General features: G+C 41.3%; 16 protein-coding genes and 1 riboswitch. Of the genes, 4 read left to right on the top strand and 12 right to left on the bottom strand.

Annotation, left to right across the window (positions count from 1 at the left end; genetic code table 11):
* Window positions 1–138: 138 nt before the first annotated feature.
* Genes BLR84_RS17505 through BLR84_RS17495 form a run of 3 tightly spaced genes read right to left on the bottom strand, consistent with a single transcriptional unit; the run spans window position 139 to window position 1,861 of the window.
* Window positions 139–741 carry a DNA-3-methyladenine glycosylase gene (locus tag BLR84_RS17505; protein ID WP_090470701.1) on the bottom strand — a complete coding sequence of 201 codons (603 nt, stop codon included), beginning with the start codon at window positions 739–741 and terminating at the stop codon, window positions 139–141.
* Window positions 738–1,385, bottom strand: coding sequence for an alpha/beta fold hydrolase (locus BLR84_RS17500; protein WP_090470699.1), 648 nt, complete (start codon window positions 1,383–1,385; stop codon window positions 738–740). Before BLR84_RS17500 ends, BLR84_RS17505 begins: the two co-directional genes overlap by 4 nt.
* On the bottom strand, window positions 1,382–1,861 hold the full coding sequence (locus tag BLR84_RS17495; protein ID WP_076369170.1) for a GAF domain-containing protein: 480 nt from the start codon (window positions 1,859–1,861) through the stop codon (window positions 1,382–1,384). Before BLR84_RS17495 ends, BLR84_RS17500 begins: the two co-directional genes overlap by 4 nt.
* A 605-nt stretch (window positions 1,862–2,466) precedes the next feature.
* Here BLR84_RS17495 and BLR84_RS17490 point away from each other — a divergent pair.
* Together BLR84_RS17490 and BLR84_RS17485 are read left to right on the top strand one after the other, a co-directional pair.
* Window positions 2,467–3,222, top strand: a complete 756-nt coding sequence (locus BLR84_RS17490) for a DUF3291 domain-containing protein (RefSeq protein WP_143013930.1) — start codon at window positions 2,467–2,469, stop codon at window positions 3,220–3,222.
* A 120-nt stretch (window positions 3,223–3,342) separates the two neighbouring features.
* Complete coding sequence (locus BLR84_RS17485; protein WP_090470697.1) at window positions 3,343–3,591, top strand: hypothetical protein; 249 nt, start codon at window positions 3,343–3,345, stop codon at window positions 3,589–3,591.
* 225 nt (window positions 3,592–3,816) lie between these two features.
* Here BLR84_RS17485 and BLR84_RS17480 read toward each other — a convergent pair whose 3' ends face one another.
* The 5 genes from BLR84_RS17480 to BLR84_RS17460 all read right to left on the bottom strand — a co-directional run bounded on the left by BLR84_RS17480 (window position 3,817) and on the right by BLR84_RS17460 (window position 9,485).
* On the bottom strand, window positions 3,817–4,533 hold the full coding sequence (locus BLR84_RS17480; protein WP_090470695.1) for a Dph6-related ATP pyrophosphatase: 717 nt from the start codon (window positions 4,531–4,533) through the stop codon (window positions 3,817–3,819).
* 425 nt (window positions 4,534–4,958) lie between these two features.
* Complete coding sequence (locus BLR84_RS17475) at window positions 4,959–5,648, bottom strand: SIR2 family NAD-dependent protein deacylase (RefSeq protein WP_090470693.1); 690 nt, start codon at window positions 5,646–5,648, stop codon at window positions 4,959–4,961.
* A gap of 80 nt (window positions 5,649–5,728) precedes the next feature.
* Window positions 5,729–6,307: a DUF6580 family putative transport protein gene (locus BLR84_RS17470; protein ID WP_090470691.1), complete on the bottom strand. Its 579-nt coding sequence runs from the start codon at window positions 6,305–6,307 to the stop codon at window positions 5,729–5,731.
* A gap of 52 nt (window positions 6,308–6,359) precedes the next feature.
* Window positions 6,360–7,475, bottom strand: coding sequence for a DUF5074 domain-containing protein (locus tag BLR84_RS17465; protein WP_090470690.1), 1,116 nt, complete (start codon window positions 7,473–7,475; stop codon window positions 6,360–6,362).
* Between the two features lie 9 nt (window positions 7,476–7,484).
* A complete protein-coding gene (locus tag BLR84_RS17460) occupies window positions 7,485–9,485 on the bottom strand; it encodes a TonB-dependent receptor plug domain-containing protein (protein ID WP_176852091.1) in 2,001 nt (666 codons plus the stop codon).
* Between the two features lie 119 nt (window positions 9,486–9,604).
* Window positions 9,605–9,813: riboswitch (cobalamin riboswitch) on the bottom strand.
* A gap of 47 nt (window positions 9,814–9,860) precedes the next feature.
* On the opposite strand from BLR84_RS17460, the gene BLR84_RS17455 reads away from it, so the two are divergent.
* Together BLR84_RS17455 and BLR84_RS17450 are read left to right on the top strand one after the other, a co-directional pair.
* Window positions 9,861–11,120 carry a serine hydrolase gene (locus tag BLR84_RS17455; RefSeq protein ID WP_090470686.1) on the top strand — a complete coding sequence of 420 codons (1,260 nt, stop codon included), beginning with the start codon at window positions 9,861–9,863 and terminating at the stop codon, window positions 11,118–11,120.
* A gap of 65 nt (window positions 11,121–11,185) precedes the next feature.
* Window positions 11,186–11,920 carry an SRPBCC family protein gene (locus BLR84_RS17450; RefSeq protein ID WP_090470684.1) on the top strand — a complete coding sequence of 245 codons (735 nt, stop codon included), beginning with the start codon at window positions 11,186–11,188 and terminating at the stop codon, window positions 11,918–11,920.
* A gap of 77 nt (window positions 11,921–11,997) precedes the next feature.
* Here the strand turns inward: BLR84_RS17450 and rplT are convergent, their stop codons facing one another.
* The 4 genes from rplT to thrS all read right to left on the bottom strand — a co-directional run bounded on the left by rplT (window position 11,998) and on the right by thrS (window position 15,209).
* Window positions 11,998–12,342: a 50S ribosomal protein L20 gene (gene rplT, locus BLR84_RS17445; protein ID WP_076369188.1), complete on the bottom strand. Its 345-nt coding sequence runs from the start codon at window positions 12,340–12,342 to the stop codon at window positions 11,998–12,000.
* Between the two features lie 78 nt (window positions 12,343–12,420).
* A complete protein-coding gene (gene rpmI, locus BLR84_RS17440; protein WP_076369190.1) occupies window positions 12,421–12,621 on the bottom strand; it encodes a 50S ribosomal protein L35 in 201 nt (66 codons plus the stop codon).
* A 94-nt stretch (window positions 12,622–12,715) separates the two neighbouring features.
* The gene (infC, locus tag BLR84_RS17435; RefSeq protein WP_090470682.1) at window positions 12,716–13,282 is read right to left on the bottom strand and encodes a translation initiation factor IF-3; all 567 of its coding nucleotides are present in this window, start codon (window positions 13,280–13,282) and stop codon (window positions 12,716–12,718) included.
* A gap of 1 nt (window position 13,283) precedes the next feature.
* Window positions 13,284–15,209, bottom strand: a complete 1,926-nt coding sequence (gene thrS, locus BLR84_RS17430; RefSeq protein WP_090470680.1) for a threonine--tRNA ligase — start codon at window positions 15,207–15,209, stop codon at window positions 13,284–13,286.
* Window positions 15,210–15,232: the final 23 nt, after the last annotated feature.

The following is a 15,232-nucleotide window of genomic DNA, read 5'->3' as shown; positions in this document are numbered from 1 at the left end:
TCACGAACATCAAACACTTACTTTTCCCTAAATTGCTAGTCCATTTTTTCACATCTCACATCTCACATCTCACATCTCACATCTCACATCTCACATCTCACATCTCACATCTCACATCTCACATCTCACATCTCACATCTACTTATTCGGCTTACTCACATAAATATCACCCTTGACATAAAAGCGATAGGGCAACAAAGCATCCTCACCGGCATAAGCTACCCCAATCCGTGGGCCTACCGTTATCTGATCATCGGTAAAATTCAATCCCCGGTCTTCCAGCCAGAGGGTGTCGCTTTGCAAACTGATAGCGTTGATGTTTCGGGATATACCCAGGGCTTTGGCTACGGAACCTGGGCCGGCAGTGATGGCTGGTTTAAGCACCATCATATTGCGCCTTACCTGCATCGCCTCGATTCCTTCAGTCGGATGTACCGCCCTGATCAGGATAGCCTGGGCATGCCCTTCTGTCGAAGTCACGATATTGAACATTTCGTGAATGCCATAGCACAGGTATACATAGGCGATGCCGCCCTGCATAAACATGGTTTTGGTGCGCGGGGTTATGCGATTGCCATAAGAGTGCGCCGCCTTATCTACAGCGCCATTATAAGCTTCTGTTTCAATAATATAACCACCTGTAGTTACACCATCAATACAGGTAAATAAATACTTTCCTAATAAACTTTTACTGATAGCTACCACATCGGTACCCAGGTAAAATGCTTCGGGTAACTTCATTTTTTCAAGATATTTTTTAATAGTTTATTGATCTCTTTTGCCTTATCAAATATCATGATATGGGTGCCGCCCTTAACAATGGTAGCATCGGGGATGCGCTTAAAAGAGAACACCAGATCCTTGTCACCGGTGATATGAAAGAGATTTGGCGGGATAATATCATTTTTCCAGTGCAGTACCGCCCGCATAGCCCATTTTACAAATTTGGGTGATGAGCTTTTCAGCATATCACTAAACAGCCAGGCATCCTCGGCGCTCATGTGTCCAAATAAGGGCTTGATCATAAAACCTAATGAGGTGAACCATTTTCCGGGGATAAGTTTATAAATGGGCAGGTTACGGAAGAAGCCAAAATAGCGTGGAGCTTCCTTACTGGTTTTAATACTCGAAATCAGGATCACCTTTTTTACCGGGATCTGCTTGGCTATCTCTACGGCGATCATCCCACCTAAAGAGTTTCCTATGATGATAGAATTTGATAGTATATTGTATTGATGAATAAGCTTTTGAGCGTAAGTAATTAAAGTATCTGATTCGTGCGGCTCTATCCAGTCAACAGGCGTCACCTCATGATCATGCAGGTCGATATTGTTATACACGCGGGTGTCGGCCCCGAGGCCGGCTATCAGGTAAATCCTGCTCATGCAAAGTTCAGCAGCTTTACAATTTGCTCCAGGTACTGTGCGTCAGTTTCATCGAACTGATCCAGCAATTCGCTGTCCACATCTAAAACGGCAACCACTTCCCCATTATGAAATACCGGCACTACAATTTCCGATTGGGAAAGCGAACTACAGGCAATATGCCCCGGGAAAGCTTCCACATCGGGCACTACCAGCGTTTTGGCCTGCTGCCATGCTGCTCCGCAAACACCTTTACCCAGGCCTATACGGGTACAAGCCACAGGTCCCTGGAAAGGGCCTAAAACCAGCTCATTATTTTTCACCAGATAAAACCCTACCCAAAACCATTTAAACTGCTCCTTTAAAGCCGCAGCCACATTAGCCAGGTTAGCTACCAGATCGGGCTCGCCATAAAGCAAGGCCTCTATCTGCGGAATAAGCGTAGTATATTGTTCGGTTTTATCTGTTGATGTGGTTATGTTTAAATCCTCTGCCATGATACAAAAATAGCAATGTGCGGCAGAAAGTACATCAACCGGATATCATAATTTAGGTTGAATTGGATAAAGGCGTGATTCGCCCGTGCTTCATATTCCCTGTATGTCATTGCGAGGAGGCACAACGAAGCAATCTCCTCGCGTTCTCATCCACGAGAATAGCTACGAGATTGCCACGCTGCGTTCGCAATGACATATTTTTAACCCTTCTTTACGCCGCAGGCGGAGAGAGGAATGTCGAGCGCGCCAAATCGAATTGCCCCCTTAGGTAATAAATAGCTCCTAAATTTTCCGTATATTTGTATCATACAACGGCCCGATTTTCCTGATAACAGGAAAATCGGGCTGTTTGCATAAGAGCCAGCAGGGCACAAAAACAGACCGATTTAAATACAGTTCTTTGATAATCAATAATTTAATACTTTTTAAACTTTTCAAAACGCATCAAAATCGCGCTAAAATTTGTTAAAAAGTGTTAAAATCGATGGTTTTGAATAAATTTCGACCCGTTTTTATCCTGTTTTTGATCAGAAAAGTGTTAAAATTTGAGGTTTAAAAAGTTTTTTGGCCGGGGTTTTACAATTAATGTTTTATTTAGCGGGAACATGATCGTTAGCCTTACTATAGTTCGATACCGAAAACTTTTTGTCCCTTTTGCATTGCTGGCCATGGCCATACACCGCCTGCCCATGTGGCTGCAAAAAGGCTGCAGTTTTTATAAACTATTGGGTTCGGGCCATAACGGCACTTTTGATCTTCAACCCGACTGGCAACAATGGGGATTATTAGCCTGCTGGGACAGCCGGGAAGATTTTGATAGATTTCAGGCCAGCTCCTTTGTCGCCAACTGGTGGAAGATATTAGGCAGCGAAGGTTGGACAGTGCTCTGTGAGCCTTTGCAAAGCCACGGTAAATGGGATGGCAAAGCGCCTTTTGGCAACCCGGAAGTAAAAGATCACACCGGCTCTATTGCGGTGCTTACCCGAGCCACGATCAGAATGAGCCGATTGAAAAACTTTTGGTCGCATGTAGATGAAGTGGCCAATTTAATGTCGGGCGCAGCGGGTTACATCACTTCATTTGGTATAGGCGAAGCACCGGTTTACCGGCAGGCCACCTTTTCGATTTGGCAAAGCCTGGATGATGTAAAAGCCTTCGCCTATAAAAGCCGCGAACACGCCGAGGTGATCAAACTTACCCGTAGCGAAAACTGGTACAGCGAAGAACTTTTTGCCCGCTTCAGGATCCTGGAGAGCTTTGGATCGCTCCACGGGAAAGACCCTTTGGGAGATTTTGGAGCAAGGAGCAAGGATTTTAGGAGCAAAGAACAAGGACTCCTGGAACAAGGATCTAAGGAATAAGGATAAAGGACAAAATAGCAAATGCCGTTTCATTCAAAAATCCTTACCCCTTGTTCCAAAAATCTTTGCTCATTATATATCAATCACTAATTCAATAAATCAAAATTCAATAATTAATCTATGAGAATTATTGCCGAACTACCGCATCCTGATTTTAAAATATCCATTCTGAACATGAACCAAAAGTTTATTGTGAAGATAGAACAAGGTGCCCTGGAGCAGAGTTACAAGATCCCCGAAATGGATTTGACAGACGGAGTGAACAGCGTTTTTGAATTGCTCGATGAAGAGTTTTTAAAAAAGGTAGGCGCCCGTTTCACCGAAATGCGAACTGATTTTAAAGAGTCATATTACCGGTATAACTACTAATCAAATAACACATAACTATCTAAATTACAGATACTTAATTTTAAATTAGTTTAAAAACAGAATTTTATTCTGCAAAATAAATCAATTCAGGGCAAAAAACAACTCATTATTCCTATATAATTGGATAATTACTTTATACTTTTTAAATAAGTAACTGTTATATAATTATTTATGTGTTTATAAAAAATTATATTTTGTTGATCATTTTACCAAATAAATGGGAAGTTAAGCCAAAATAAGGTCGCAATACCAAAATCCGGAACATTTTTGATCTGTTGGCGAAACACAGGAATCATCGGCATTTTGAGGCGCTTTGTATTCCTTAAAAACTTTCACCCCCGTTTTGTAAGGTATCGGATTTTTAAAAATAGGCCCCTTAAAAGTAAAGGTATGAAACTCGCCATTCTCGCCGCAAACATCTACATCATCGGGCAAGGCATCTATCAATTCCGGACTGATCTCCTTCCCTACTATGCGCTCCAGGCGCTCCTTGGTGCAGGCGATCACAGTGCCAAAACCAAGGGCTAAAAACTCGCTGATCAATTCGGCAGTGTCGCGTTTCCATAAGGGGTATATTCCTTGTATTCCTACCTCGCTCAGGCGGGCATCGCGGTAAGCTTTCAGGTCCTCTAAAAATATATCGCCAAAAATGGCATGGGTGACGCCCTCGTTCTTAAAATGCGCCAGGTGTCGGTGCATCACTTCATCATACTCCTGCATGCCCGGCATTTCGGGCAGCCGGATCTGATATAGTGGAATGCCGATACTTTCGGCCTGTTTGATCAGCAGCTCCGTACGCACGCCATGCATAGATATCCTGTCGGCCGCATCGTTGATGGTTGTAACCAGGTATTTGATCTCCAGATCAGGGTTTTGGAGACAGTAATATAAAGCCAAGGCGCTATCCTTGCCCCCGCTCCAATTGAATATGCACTTTTGCATTAATTTTGAATTATTTATTTAGTGAATTAGTGATTTTAAAAAAGACCGGCAAGCTTAAATTATTATTTCTGAAGTTTTACAGTTCACACGAGCAATGTCATTAAAGGTTTACTACTCCGTAGGAGTAAAAGCTTTGTAGCAAACAAAGAACAAGTATTTAGCATGCCGTAGGTATGCAACCCGTGTGCAGTACCTACAGCACTGATATTAAAATTGATCTTCTTCTACAAGCTTTAACCCCGATGAGGTTTGCAAAACTCCTTATTGCCCCATCGGGGTATTTCACAGAGAATATTATGGTTTACACTGTAAACCCAGAATTTGACGAAAATAAAAATTAACTATTTGATTATCAATTAAATAAATAAATGTAAACCATAAATTATGTAAACCTACTTTTCAGAGGGCCCGCTCTACCCTTTGAATTACTGATTTTTCAGAAGCTGATCAACTAATGCGGGCACGCCCACTGTAGCCCTCTCCTGTATTTTGATCAATTGGCCCCGCACACTTACATCCGGTATCTTTGGATCGATAATATATCTCGGGATCTCCGGCCTTACATAACTGATCAGTCCGGCGGCTGGGTATACTGCTAAAGAGGAGCCTACGAGCATAAAAATATCCGCGTCGGCACAAACACGTGCCGCAGGACCTATCATGGGTACATCCTCACCAAACCAAACTACATGGGCCCTCAGGGGCGAACCTAATTCGCACACTTCATCCATCCTGATCTCCCAGCCATCAATGGGGTAAGTAAGCTCAGGATCGATACTTGACTGTGAGCGGGTAATGATCCCATGCAAGTGCATCACATTAGTTGAACCCACGCGTTCGTGCAGATCATCTATATTTTGGGTGATGATGGTTACCTGGTATTTTTCTTCGAGTTGTGCCAAGGCGTAATGAGCGGCGTTGGGTTTGGCTTCCAGCACCGATTTGCGGCGTTCGTTATAAAACTGCTGTACCATGGTCGGGTTACGCTGCCATGCCTGGGGCGTTGCCACGTCTTCTATATTGTAACCCTCCCACAACCCGTCGCTGTCTCTGAAGGTCTTTAAACCGCTCTCAGCGCTAATGCCAGCCCCTGTTAGCACTACCAGTTTTTTCATAGGTATCTAAAAATTATATATCCATAAAAAAAAGCGACCTGCCCTGATGGCAAATCGCTTTTCTGTATTAGTTATTCAGCTTAAAGTGCCAGTTGTTTCTTGGTGCGTAAAAAGGTGTACCTGGTTTTAGCCAGCTCAAAACCGCCAAATAAAATAACCCCAAACACCAGGTTACCATAAATCATGTTATACTCAAACGGAATAGCATTTACCAACGATGTGCCATAGCCAGCTAAGGTGTGTGGGTAAAGATTAGATGTGGTATAAAGCCATGGCAGATCAGTAATTAACCAATGTATTAAAACTGATGCCAATGAAGCCAAAAGCACATTTACTACACGTACCTTTTTTATCATAGTACCTAAAAGCACCATCAAAGCAAAGCTTACATACACTCCCATGATACCTTCATACCATATCGTTATCTTGGAGGTATATAAATAGTTGAGGATAACGTCGGTCGTAAACAAGGCAAGCAATACGGTAACATAGCTCTTCCATTTGCTGGTAAAGTACGCTCCACCAAACAACGCGATAGCTCCTACGGGATTAAAATTACTCAGGTCCTTATACTTGTAGGCAAGCAATCTAAATGCAGCCACAACCACAATGGTTAGTATAAGAACAATATTGCGGGTTGTATTTTCTTTTGAGTTCATGATTCAAATTTACTTGGTAAAATTACTTAATATTCTGCATAAATATAAATACTTACTTGTTAACAAACGCAACCTTGCCCGGACTGATGCCTGTAGTTATGGAATATTCCTTTTTACCGTTTTTATCAAAGGCATATAAAGTACCGTTAGATGAATAATCTTTTGCATCTGTAACAAACACTTCGTCTGTAAGGGAATCTGTAGCAATAGCGAAAGGGCTGGTGATCACGGTACCATCAGTAATAAAATTAGCCTGCGCTGCTGATTGTGTTTTGGCATTATATACAGCAATTTTATTATCAGCAGTAACATAATATACAAAATCGCCTAATACAGCCATAGGGATATTATAACCCAAACTTAAATTAGTTTGCGAAATAGATACATCTGTTTTATTATCAATAATCGTCATTCCCGGAGGGGCAACAATTGTTGGTGGCGTGCCGCTGTAATCGGTAATACCTAATGAAAGCACATAAACATGTCCGTAATCATCAGCAGCAATACTTACCGGGTTTGGCAAAACTGTTATTTTTTTGATCTCTGTTAAGGTATTCAGATCTATCACCGATACTGTTTTATCCGGATTACCAAAGCTTAAGCCGCCACTATTGGCCACGTAAAGTTTGCCATTACTCACTACCAACTGTTCGGGGTTACGGCCCACGGTGATGTACTTGCTGATGGTTAGTGTAGCAGTGTCCATTACGGCAACTGTACCATCATAAGAAGTGATGAAAGCGTTGTTTTTATAGAAGGCTACACTCCTGGGCTGGCGACCATTGTTTGGAGCCGGTAAACTGGCATTAACCATGCTAATTTGCTTTATAAGCTTACTGGTTTTAGCATTTACAATATCAACTACGTTAGAATAGTTAACAACAATATACATTTTTGCACCATATATTTCTATATCGTTACCCGTATCGCCTAAGGGGCTTCCATTAACACTGCTGTAAATATCAGGCACCAGTTGCTTTGTGGTGTAATCATAATAAGTTAAAGTGCTGTTGTTTGACTGAAAGATCCCCTGGTTTAAGACGTATAACCCGGCCCTGCTTGCCGTTGGCGTATCAGATTTTGGATTGATCTTATCTTTATGACATGCCGATAGCAATACAGCAAGTGCAATGGTCATTAAAAAGGGACTGAGTTTGATTTGTTTCATAATGATGAATTAAATAGTTATTTGAAGGGAAAATCGGAATGAGCGCCCCGGCATTGGGTAGCTTTGTACAACAAAATAGTTTTTATTAAAAAGATTGTTAGCCTCAAAGGAGCTTACCAGCGGTTTACCTTTTATTAAAAAACGATAAACAACAGAGGCATCACTCGTAGAGTAGCCAGGGATATAATCAGACGGAAGATTATCATTGGTATAATACCTTGATGTAGAAATTATCTGGTTATAATATATCCCTAAATGATGATGATCGATCCCGGCATTGAGCGAAACCGTATTTTTAGGCGTATAAGGTAACTGGTTAAGATATATTGATGAGGTTGGATCAGTAACATTTAAAGCCTGCTGATAAGAGTAATTAACACTTAATGAGCCCTTCCACTCTTTAGCGAGTTTAGCCTGTGTTTTTAAACCAACGTCAAGACCTTTGATATCTACCGTGCCCAAATTTTGTATAGAGCCATTATAAGCGTCTTTAGGGATAAACACGATCTTATTGGTTACATGATTGTAATAGGCATCTGCGGTAAGGGTTATATAGCTTAAAAAGCCATTCAAAGCTTTACCGTACGTTGCGCCCGCATCAAGCTGTTTGGTAAATTCAGGCTTTAAATTAGGGTTCCCGACCCCGCCATAGTACAGGTCATTAAAGGTTGGATTACGAAATATAGATTTATAATAAGCCCGCAATTGAAAATTAGGACTCTGAAAAGGCCGCAAAGTAGCCATTAGCGTAGGCGAATAAATATTCCGTTTGGGTGCCGGACGACCACTTTTTACTGTTTCAGAGATATTACTATTCAATAAACTTCCCTGTAAACTCAATTTCCCTATGATGATGTTAGAGGCCAATACATTCAGAAAGGTGAGCCTTGTTGGGTACGAAAAACTTGGCAGATCGGCATTGATCGTATTAACCGCAAAATCCAAAGCATAAGAAACTTCCCAATTGGATGTAAAATGATAAGCCAGCACAGCAGATTGGTAAAACTCCCGTTGCCTGAAGTGCTGATCCAGTTTTCCCTCTTCATTTAAAAAATCTGGATCAAGATAGTGGAGCTGGCTTTGAGATACTTTAGTATTTAACAATAAATGAAAGCCATCATTCCAAATATGCTCATAACCGGCCTGTGTAAAAAAATCACGGTTCCAGAGCCGGCTTCTCGAAATTGATGCATTGTAGAGTATCACCGCACCCGGGAGTCCACGGTCGGAATTATAATAATTAATGTGCAAATTGAATTTATTACTATCGCTTTTGGCCCAGTACAAAGCTCCGTCTACCTGCTGGGCGCTAATATCTCCGTTGTTACGTGTACGTACGGAGTCGCCATTAGCCCCTTGTGCATCATATTTATAACGCCCATTAGCATTTTCAAGGTAGCCGTTCATAATAAACGACCAACGCTCATTGATCCGCTGCTGCCACTGTAAATATGGATTTACTAACCCGAAAGAACCTGTTTTTATCCCAGCAGTAAACTGATAGGTTTTATTTGCATTTAAAGAGGGTTGTACAGTTTTTACCGCAAGGATGCTTGCAGAAGCAAATGAACGCGCTGGCATACAAATAATAGTTGGCTGACCATTGTATAATATAATTTGCTGCACATTGTTCAGGTTTAACTTACTCAGGTCAATCTGGCCATTTTCAGCATCGTTGATCTGGATACCATCGTATAAAACAGCTGTATGATTGGCGCTCAAACCTCGCACAGACACTGTTTTTAAACCACCTATGCCACCATAATCTTTCAAAATTACACCACTAAAGCTACGAATGGCATCGGCAATATTAAATGCGCTATAACGCACAAAATCATTCGCTGATATCTGCTGCGATGGTGTAATAGTTTGTATTTGAGGCATGATTGAACTGTTTACATTCACCTCTTTCAGTTTTTTGGAAGTATCGGCCTGGGCTAATACCCTATTAGGTAAAGCCAATAAAAAACCAGGCAGTACAACTAATAAAAGTTGAAAGCTAATTTTCAAATCACATGTATTTCTTGGCATTTTCTCTTCGCAACAACTTTGCAATAGGGCGACACAAAGGTTGAACAGAAATCACGACAAACGGATTTCACATTCAAGCTTCAATCCCCGAAAGCTATGAATAATATAAGTGCCTGGGCAGGTATTCTGACTTGCTCCCCAAGTTGCCCTGCCTTCCCGACCCTTTTTATTTCAAGGACAGTGACAATAAAAATGGACAATGGTTAAAGAGCTTACAGCTGCGGGACAGTTACGGATTCTTCACCGTATTCCCTTTTAATTCATTTACGGTTATAAACCATATGAAACCTAAAGCGCAACAAAAGTAGGATAAGTATTAACAACCACAAAGTAACAATCTGTATATTTATAATAATGAAATTGTATACTACACTTCTGTTATTTATAATCACTGTTATTCCCTGCTTTACCCAGCAACCTGATACCATCTTTTTAAAGGGGCTTTTGCAGAGCCGTCCAGAGCTATTTAGTGGAATACTGAACCACCCGACCCAAAATGAGGTGCAAATATTGTACACACAGATCGACCGGGATAAAAACAACATACCTCATTTTAAATCATATAGTTATCATCTAAATGCTAAACATTATTTTTATCCGGCAAGTACAGTTAAACTACCAACGGCCATTTTCGCGCTCGAAAAGCTGCATGAGTTACACATTAAAGGTTTAACCCAACAATCAGTCATGATCACCGACAGCGCCTTTGCCAAACAAACCAAGGTAAAAACAGATACTTCATCAGCAAATGGATTGCCTAGTATAGAGAATTATATCAAGAAGATACTGCTGGTGAGCGATAATGACGCTTTCAATCGCCTATATGAATTTGTTGGCCGCGAGGAGATCAATCGTAAATTAAAAAAATATCAGTTGTATTATACCCGCATTGTGGGTCGACTTTCTGTAGGCGATGCCGGTGAAAATACCCGGCACACTAACCCTATCACTTTTTACAATGGAAACAAGGTAATTTACCACAAAAAGCCATTATATGATAGCTTGAATTACCCGATGCACCTGGATAATATGATCATGGGTAAAGCTTATATGGATAGCAGTGATCGCCTGGTGAATAAGCCTTTTAACCTTAGCGAAAAGAATGTGTACTCCATTGCCGATCAGCAGCAGGTTCTAAAAAGATTACTCTTCCCGCGAACTTTTCCCGCAGATCAGCGGTACAACCTTACTCCAGCCGATTATGCTTTTATATATCGCTACATGAGTATGTTTCCTACCGAAAACATAAAACCAACCTACAGTCGACCAGAATATTTCCCGGCATACTGCAAGTTCTTATATTATGGTGGCGACAGCACGGCCACAATTGAACCCAACATCAGGATATTTAATAAGGTGGGTGATAGTTATGGATATGACATTGACAACGCCTACTTTGTCGACTTTAAAAACAACGTCGAGTTTTTACTTACCACGGTGGTACAATCAAACGAAGATGGGGTTTACAATGATAATAAATATGAATACGCTACGGTTTGTCTGCCATTTTTAAAAAACCTGGGACGTGTTATTTATCAATATGAGTTAAAAAGACCCAAAATGCGCCAACCTAATTTAACTCAGTTTAAATTTAATTACCTTCCAATAAAATAACTTCATTTAAAAAAAACTTAGCTGGAGGTATACTGTTTAAATTCTACAATCATTTAAACTATACTATGGCTACTACAATTGTAAAATATACTGATAATTTCCCAGTACTTTATGGCGATGACCGTGTAAACCTGAATTGGCCCGAGCGGTATACATCTATCATCGGCGGTGTAAAATTGGGCTTATCCGGCTTTAAAAACCTTTTCTCCAGTCCGTTAAGCAGTGTTGTTAAATTGGGGGCTGGTGGTTACCTGTTAAGTCGTGGCATTACCGGTCATTGCGAATTGTATAAACGCATAGGCAAACTTTCAACCAATCCAGTTAATATCAATATCAGATCATCATTTACAGTTGATAAACCCCGGCACAAGGTATATGATTTTTGGCGTAAGCTGGATAATTTACCTCTGTTCATGAAACATTTGGAAAGTGTAGAAACGATAGCCCCCACCTACTCCTATTGGGTTTTAAAACTCCCTGCCGGTGTAGCAACTGTAAGCTGGCATGCCGAAATTGTAAAGGACGAACCCAATGAGATGATCGGCTGGAGCTCCTTACCTGACTCTATGATCAACAACGCGGGCAAAGTACGTTTTCAGGATACGCCGGATGGTATGGGGACTATTGTTGACGTCGTGATCAGCTATCAGCCACCTGCCGGCGGTCTGGGTACCGGTATCGCTAAAATCTTAAACCCCGTATTTAAAAGAATGGTTGATAAAGATGTACAAAACTTTAAGCAATATATGGATATTGACAACGACAGTGAAGAGTTTACACCAACGGTGATCATTCTTTAACTACCAACAAAACAAAAGAGGCCGCGATTTGCGGCCTCTTTTGTTTTGTTTAAAATACTAATAATCAGTATTTTATATTATTTTACTGCATCAATTACGGCTTTGAAAGCATCAGGATGATTCATCGCTAAATCAGCTAATACTTTACGGTTTAAACCGATTTCTTTTGCTGCTAATTTACCTATTAATTGAGAGTAAGAAATTCCGTGCTGACGGGCACCTGCGTTAATACGCTGGATCCATAAAGCTCTGAACTCTCTTTTTTTGGTTTTACGGTCACGGTAAGCGTACTGTAAACCTTTTTCAACTGTGTTTTTTGCAACGGTATAAACCTTGCTACGTGAACCCCAATAACCTTTGGCGAGGTTCATGATCCTTTTCCTGCGTCTTCTCGACGCTACTGCGTTAACTGAACGTGGCATCTTGTTTGATTTTGGTAGTGAGTGCCTGCTTTTACAACAGAACTTAAAACTCTAATACCTGGTTAAAAAATTTGTGAATTACTTTCCGATACAAAGCATACGTTTTACGTTACCCATGTCAGCATTAGATACTAAGCTGGTGTGACCAAGGGCACGTTTACGTTTTGTCGACATCTTGGTTAAGATGTGGCTTTTGTATGCGTTTTTTCTTGCGATTTTACCGGTTCCAGTAAGCTTAAAACGCTTTTTTGCACTGGAATTGGTTTTCATTTTTGGCATAACTCTATTTATTTGTTTTTAGATATTAACGTTTCTCAACGTTTTCCTTTTGTCGCTTCTGTGCATTTTAACTTTACACATCAGCTTGTTTTATTTACTTCTTTACTGCTTTAGGAGCCAGGGTTAAAAACATCCTTTTTCCTTCGAGCTTTGGTAATTGTTCTACTTTACCGTTATCTTCCAACGCCTGTGCAAAGCGTAACAGGAGTATTTCACCTTGCTCTTTATACACAATGGCACGGCCTTTAAAGTGTACGTAGGCTCTCACCTTTTCGCCGGCTTCCAAAAACTTCATAGCATGCTTTAGTTTAAACTCAAAGTCATGATCATCTGTATTCGGTCCGAAACGGATCTCTTTAATAACCGTTTGCTTGGCATTGTTTTTTATCTCTTTCAGCTTTTTCTTTTGTTCGTAAATGAACTTGTTATAGTCCGTTACTTTACAAACCGGTGGAACAGCGTTTGGAGATATTTCAACCAGGTCAAGCTCCTGCTCCTGTGCAATTGCCAGCGCGTCTCTTAGAGAGTAAACTCCCTGCTCAACATTGTCGCCTACAAGACGAACTTCCTGAGCCCTGATGAATTGATTAATGTTGTGTTCAGCTTCTTTTTTCTTAAAAGGAAGCCTTGGTCCTCTATTGAAGGGTTTGTTTAATGCCAAGTTATACTTTTATTTCTTTAGTTATTTGTTCTTTAAAATCTTCTATGCTCATACTTCCTAAATCGCCCTGACCATGTTTCCTTACAGAAACCAAGCCTTCGGCAGCTTCTTTTTCACCCACAATCAACATATAAGGGATCTTTTTGACTTCAGCATCACGTATCTTACGCCCTATCTTCTCGTCTCTAAAATCAATCAGCCCGCAAATATCGGAATCTTTTAACACATCAGAAAGTTTTTTTGCATATTCCTCAAATTTTTCTGATATGGGTAAAATAATAAACTGCTCCGGCGATAACCAAAGCGGGAAATTACCTGCGCAATGCTCAATTAATACCGCGATAAAACGCTCCAATGAACCAAATGGCGCCCTGTGGATCATTACCGGGCGGTGTTTCTGATTATCGCTGCCTGTGTACTCCAATTCAAAACGCTCTGGAAGGTTATAATCAACCTGTATAGTACCCAATTGCCATTTACGGCCCAGGGCATCTTTCACCATAAAATCAAGCTTAGGGCCGTAAAAAGCGGCTTCACCCAATTCATGTACAGTGATCAAGCCTTTTTCTTCCGCAGCTTCAATGATAGCCGATTCAGCCAATGCCCAATTTTCATCTGTACCAATATATTTGGCTTTGTTTTCCGGGTCGCGAAGTGATACCTGCGCGGTATAGTTATCAAAGCCTAATGCCTTGAACACATATAATACCAGGTCGATCACCTTTTTAAACTCCTCTTTTACCTGGTCGGGGCGACAAAATAAGTGCGCATCATCCTGAGTAAAACCACGTACACGGGTTAAGCCATGCAGCTCGCCGCTTTGCTCATAACGGTAAACGGTACCAAACTCTGCCAAACGCACCGGCAGATCCTTGTATGAGCGGGGTTTGCTTTTGTATATTTCGCAGTGGTGCGGGCAGTTCATCGGTTTTAAAAAGAACTCCTCTCCCTCCTGGGGTGTTTTTATCGGCTGAAATGAATCGGCGCCATATTTTTCATAGTGACCTGATGTTACATACAGGCTTTTGTGGCCGATATGCGGTGTAATTACCTGCTCATACCCTGCCCTAACCTGTGCTTTCTGCAAAAAGTTGGTAAGGCGTTCGCGTAAGGCTGCACCTTTTGGTAACCACAATGGCAAACCCATGCCTACTTTTTCAGAGAAAGTGAACAATTCCAGTTCTTTACCCAGCTTGCGGTGATCGCGCTTTTTAGCTTCTTCAATCATGTGCAGATACTCAGTAAGCTCGCTGACTTTAGGGAATGTAACAGCGTAAATACGGGTAAGCTGTTTACGTGTTTCATCGCCGCGCCAGTAAGCACCGGCAACACTCATCAGTTTAACAGCTTTTATAAAGCCTGTATTAGGGATATGCGGCCCACGGCACAGATCGGTAAAGTTACCTTGTGTATAAAAAGTGATGGAACCATCGGCCAGATCCTTGATCAGATCAAGCTTGTATTCGTCCCCCTTTTCAGTAAAATATTCAATCGCATCGGCTTTGCTCACCGGTTTGCGGATATATTCTTCTTTGGTTTTGGCCAGCTCAATGATCTTATCTTCAATCTGTTTAAACTCGTCCGACGAGAATTCACGATCGCCAAAGTCAACATCATAATAGAAACCGGTTTCAATAGCCGGACCGATACCGAATTTGGTACCCGGATACAGCGCTTCCAGGGCTTCGGCCATTAAGTGTGCCGATGAATGCCAGAAGGTTGATTTTCCTGAAGTATCGTTCCAGGTTAATAATTTAACGTGCGCGTCCTGCTCAATGGGGCGGCAGGCATCCCAAACCTGTCCATCAACTTCGGCGGCTAATACGTTACGTGCTAATCCTTCGGAGATCGACAGCGCGATCTGCAAGGAAGTGATCCCTTTGTCATACTGACGAACGGATCCATCAGGAAGTGTAATACTAATCATCTACAACTATGATTTAAATTTTT

It is taken from the genome of Mucilaginibacter sp. OK268, from assembly GCF_900103125.1.
GTDB lineage: Bacteria > Bacteroidota > Bacteroidia > Sphingobacteriales > Sphingobacteriaceae > Mucilaginibacter.
This window is presented reverse-complemented; position numbering and strand designations above follow the sequence as displayed.

Coding starts and splice junctions, on each gene's coding strand:
- BLR84_RS17505 (WP_090470701.1), bottom strand. CDS start 741: ATGAAGTTACCCGAAGCATTTTACCTGGGTACCGATGTGGTAGCTATC.
- BLR84_RS17500 (WP_090470699.1), bottom strand. CDS start 1,385: ATGAGCAGGATTTACCTGATAGCCGGCCTCGGGGCCGACACCCGCGTG.
- BLR84_RS17495 (WP_076369170.1), bottom strand. CDS start 1,861: ATGGCAGAGGATTTAAACATAACCACATCAACAGATAAAACCGAACAA.
- BLR84_RS17490 (WP_143013930.1), top strand. CDS start 2,467: ATGATCGTTAGCCTTACTATAGTTCGATACCGAAAACTTTTTGTCCCT.
- BLR84_RS17485 (WP_090470697.1), top strand. CDS start 3,343: ATGAGAATTATTGCCGAACTACCGCATCCTGATTTTAAAATATCCATT.
- BLR84_RS17480 (WP_090470695.1), bottom strand. CDS start 4,533: ATGCAAAAGTGCATATTCAATTGGAGCGGGGGCAAGGATAGCGCCTTG.
- BLR84_RS17475 (WP_090470693.1), bottom strand. CDS start 5,648: ATGAAAAAACTGGTAGTGCTAACAGGGGCTGGCATTAGCGCTGAGAGC.
- BLR84_RS17470 (WP_090470691.1), bottom strand. CDS start 6,307: ATGAACTCAAAAGAAAATACAACCCGCAATATTGTTCTTATACTAACC.
- BLR84_RS17465 (WP_090470690.1), bottom strand. CDS start 7,475: ATGAAACAAATCAAACTCAGTCCCTTTTTAATGACCATTGCACTTGCT.
- BLR84_RS17455 (WP_090470686.1), top strand. CDS start 9,861: ATGAAATTGTATACTACACTTCTGTTATTTATAATCACTGTTATTCCC.
- BLR84_RS17450 (WP_090470684.1), top strand. CDS start 11,186: ATGGCTACTACAATTGTAAAATATACTGATAATTTCCCAGTACTTTAT.
- rplT (WP_076369188.1), bottom strand. CDS start 12,342: ATGCCACGTTCAGTTAACGCAGTAGCGTCGAGAAGACGCAGGAAAAGG.
- rpmI (WP_076369190.1), bottom strand. CDS start 12,621: ATGCCAAAAATGAAAACCAATTCCAGTGCAAAAAAGCGTTTTAAGCTT.
- thrS (WP_090470680.1), bottom strand. CDS start 15,209: ATGATTAGTATTACACTTCCTGATGGATCCGTTCGTCAGTATGACAAA.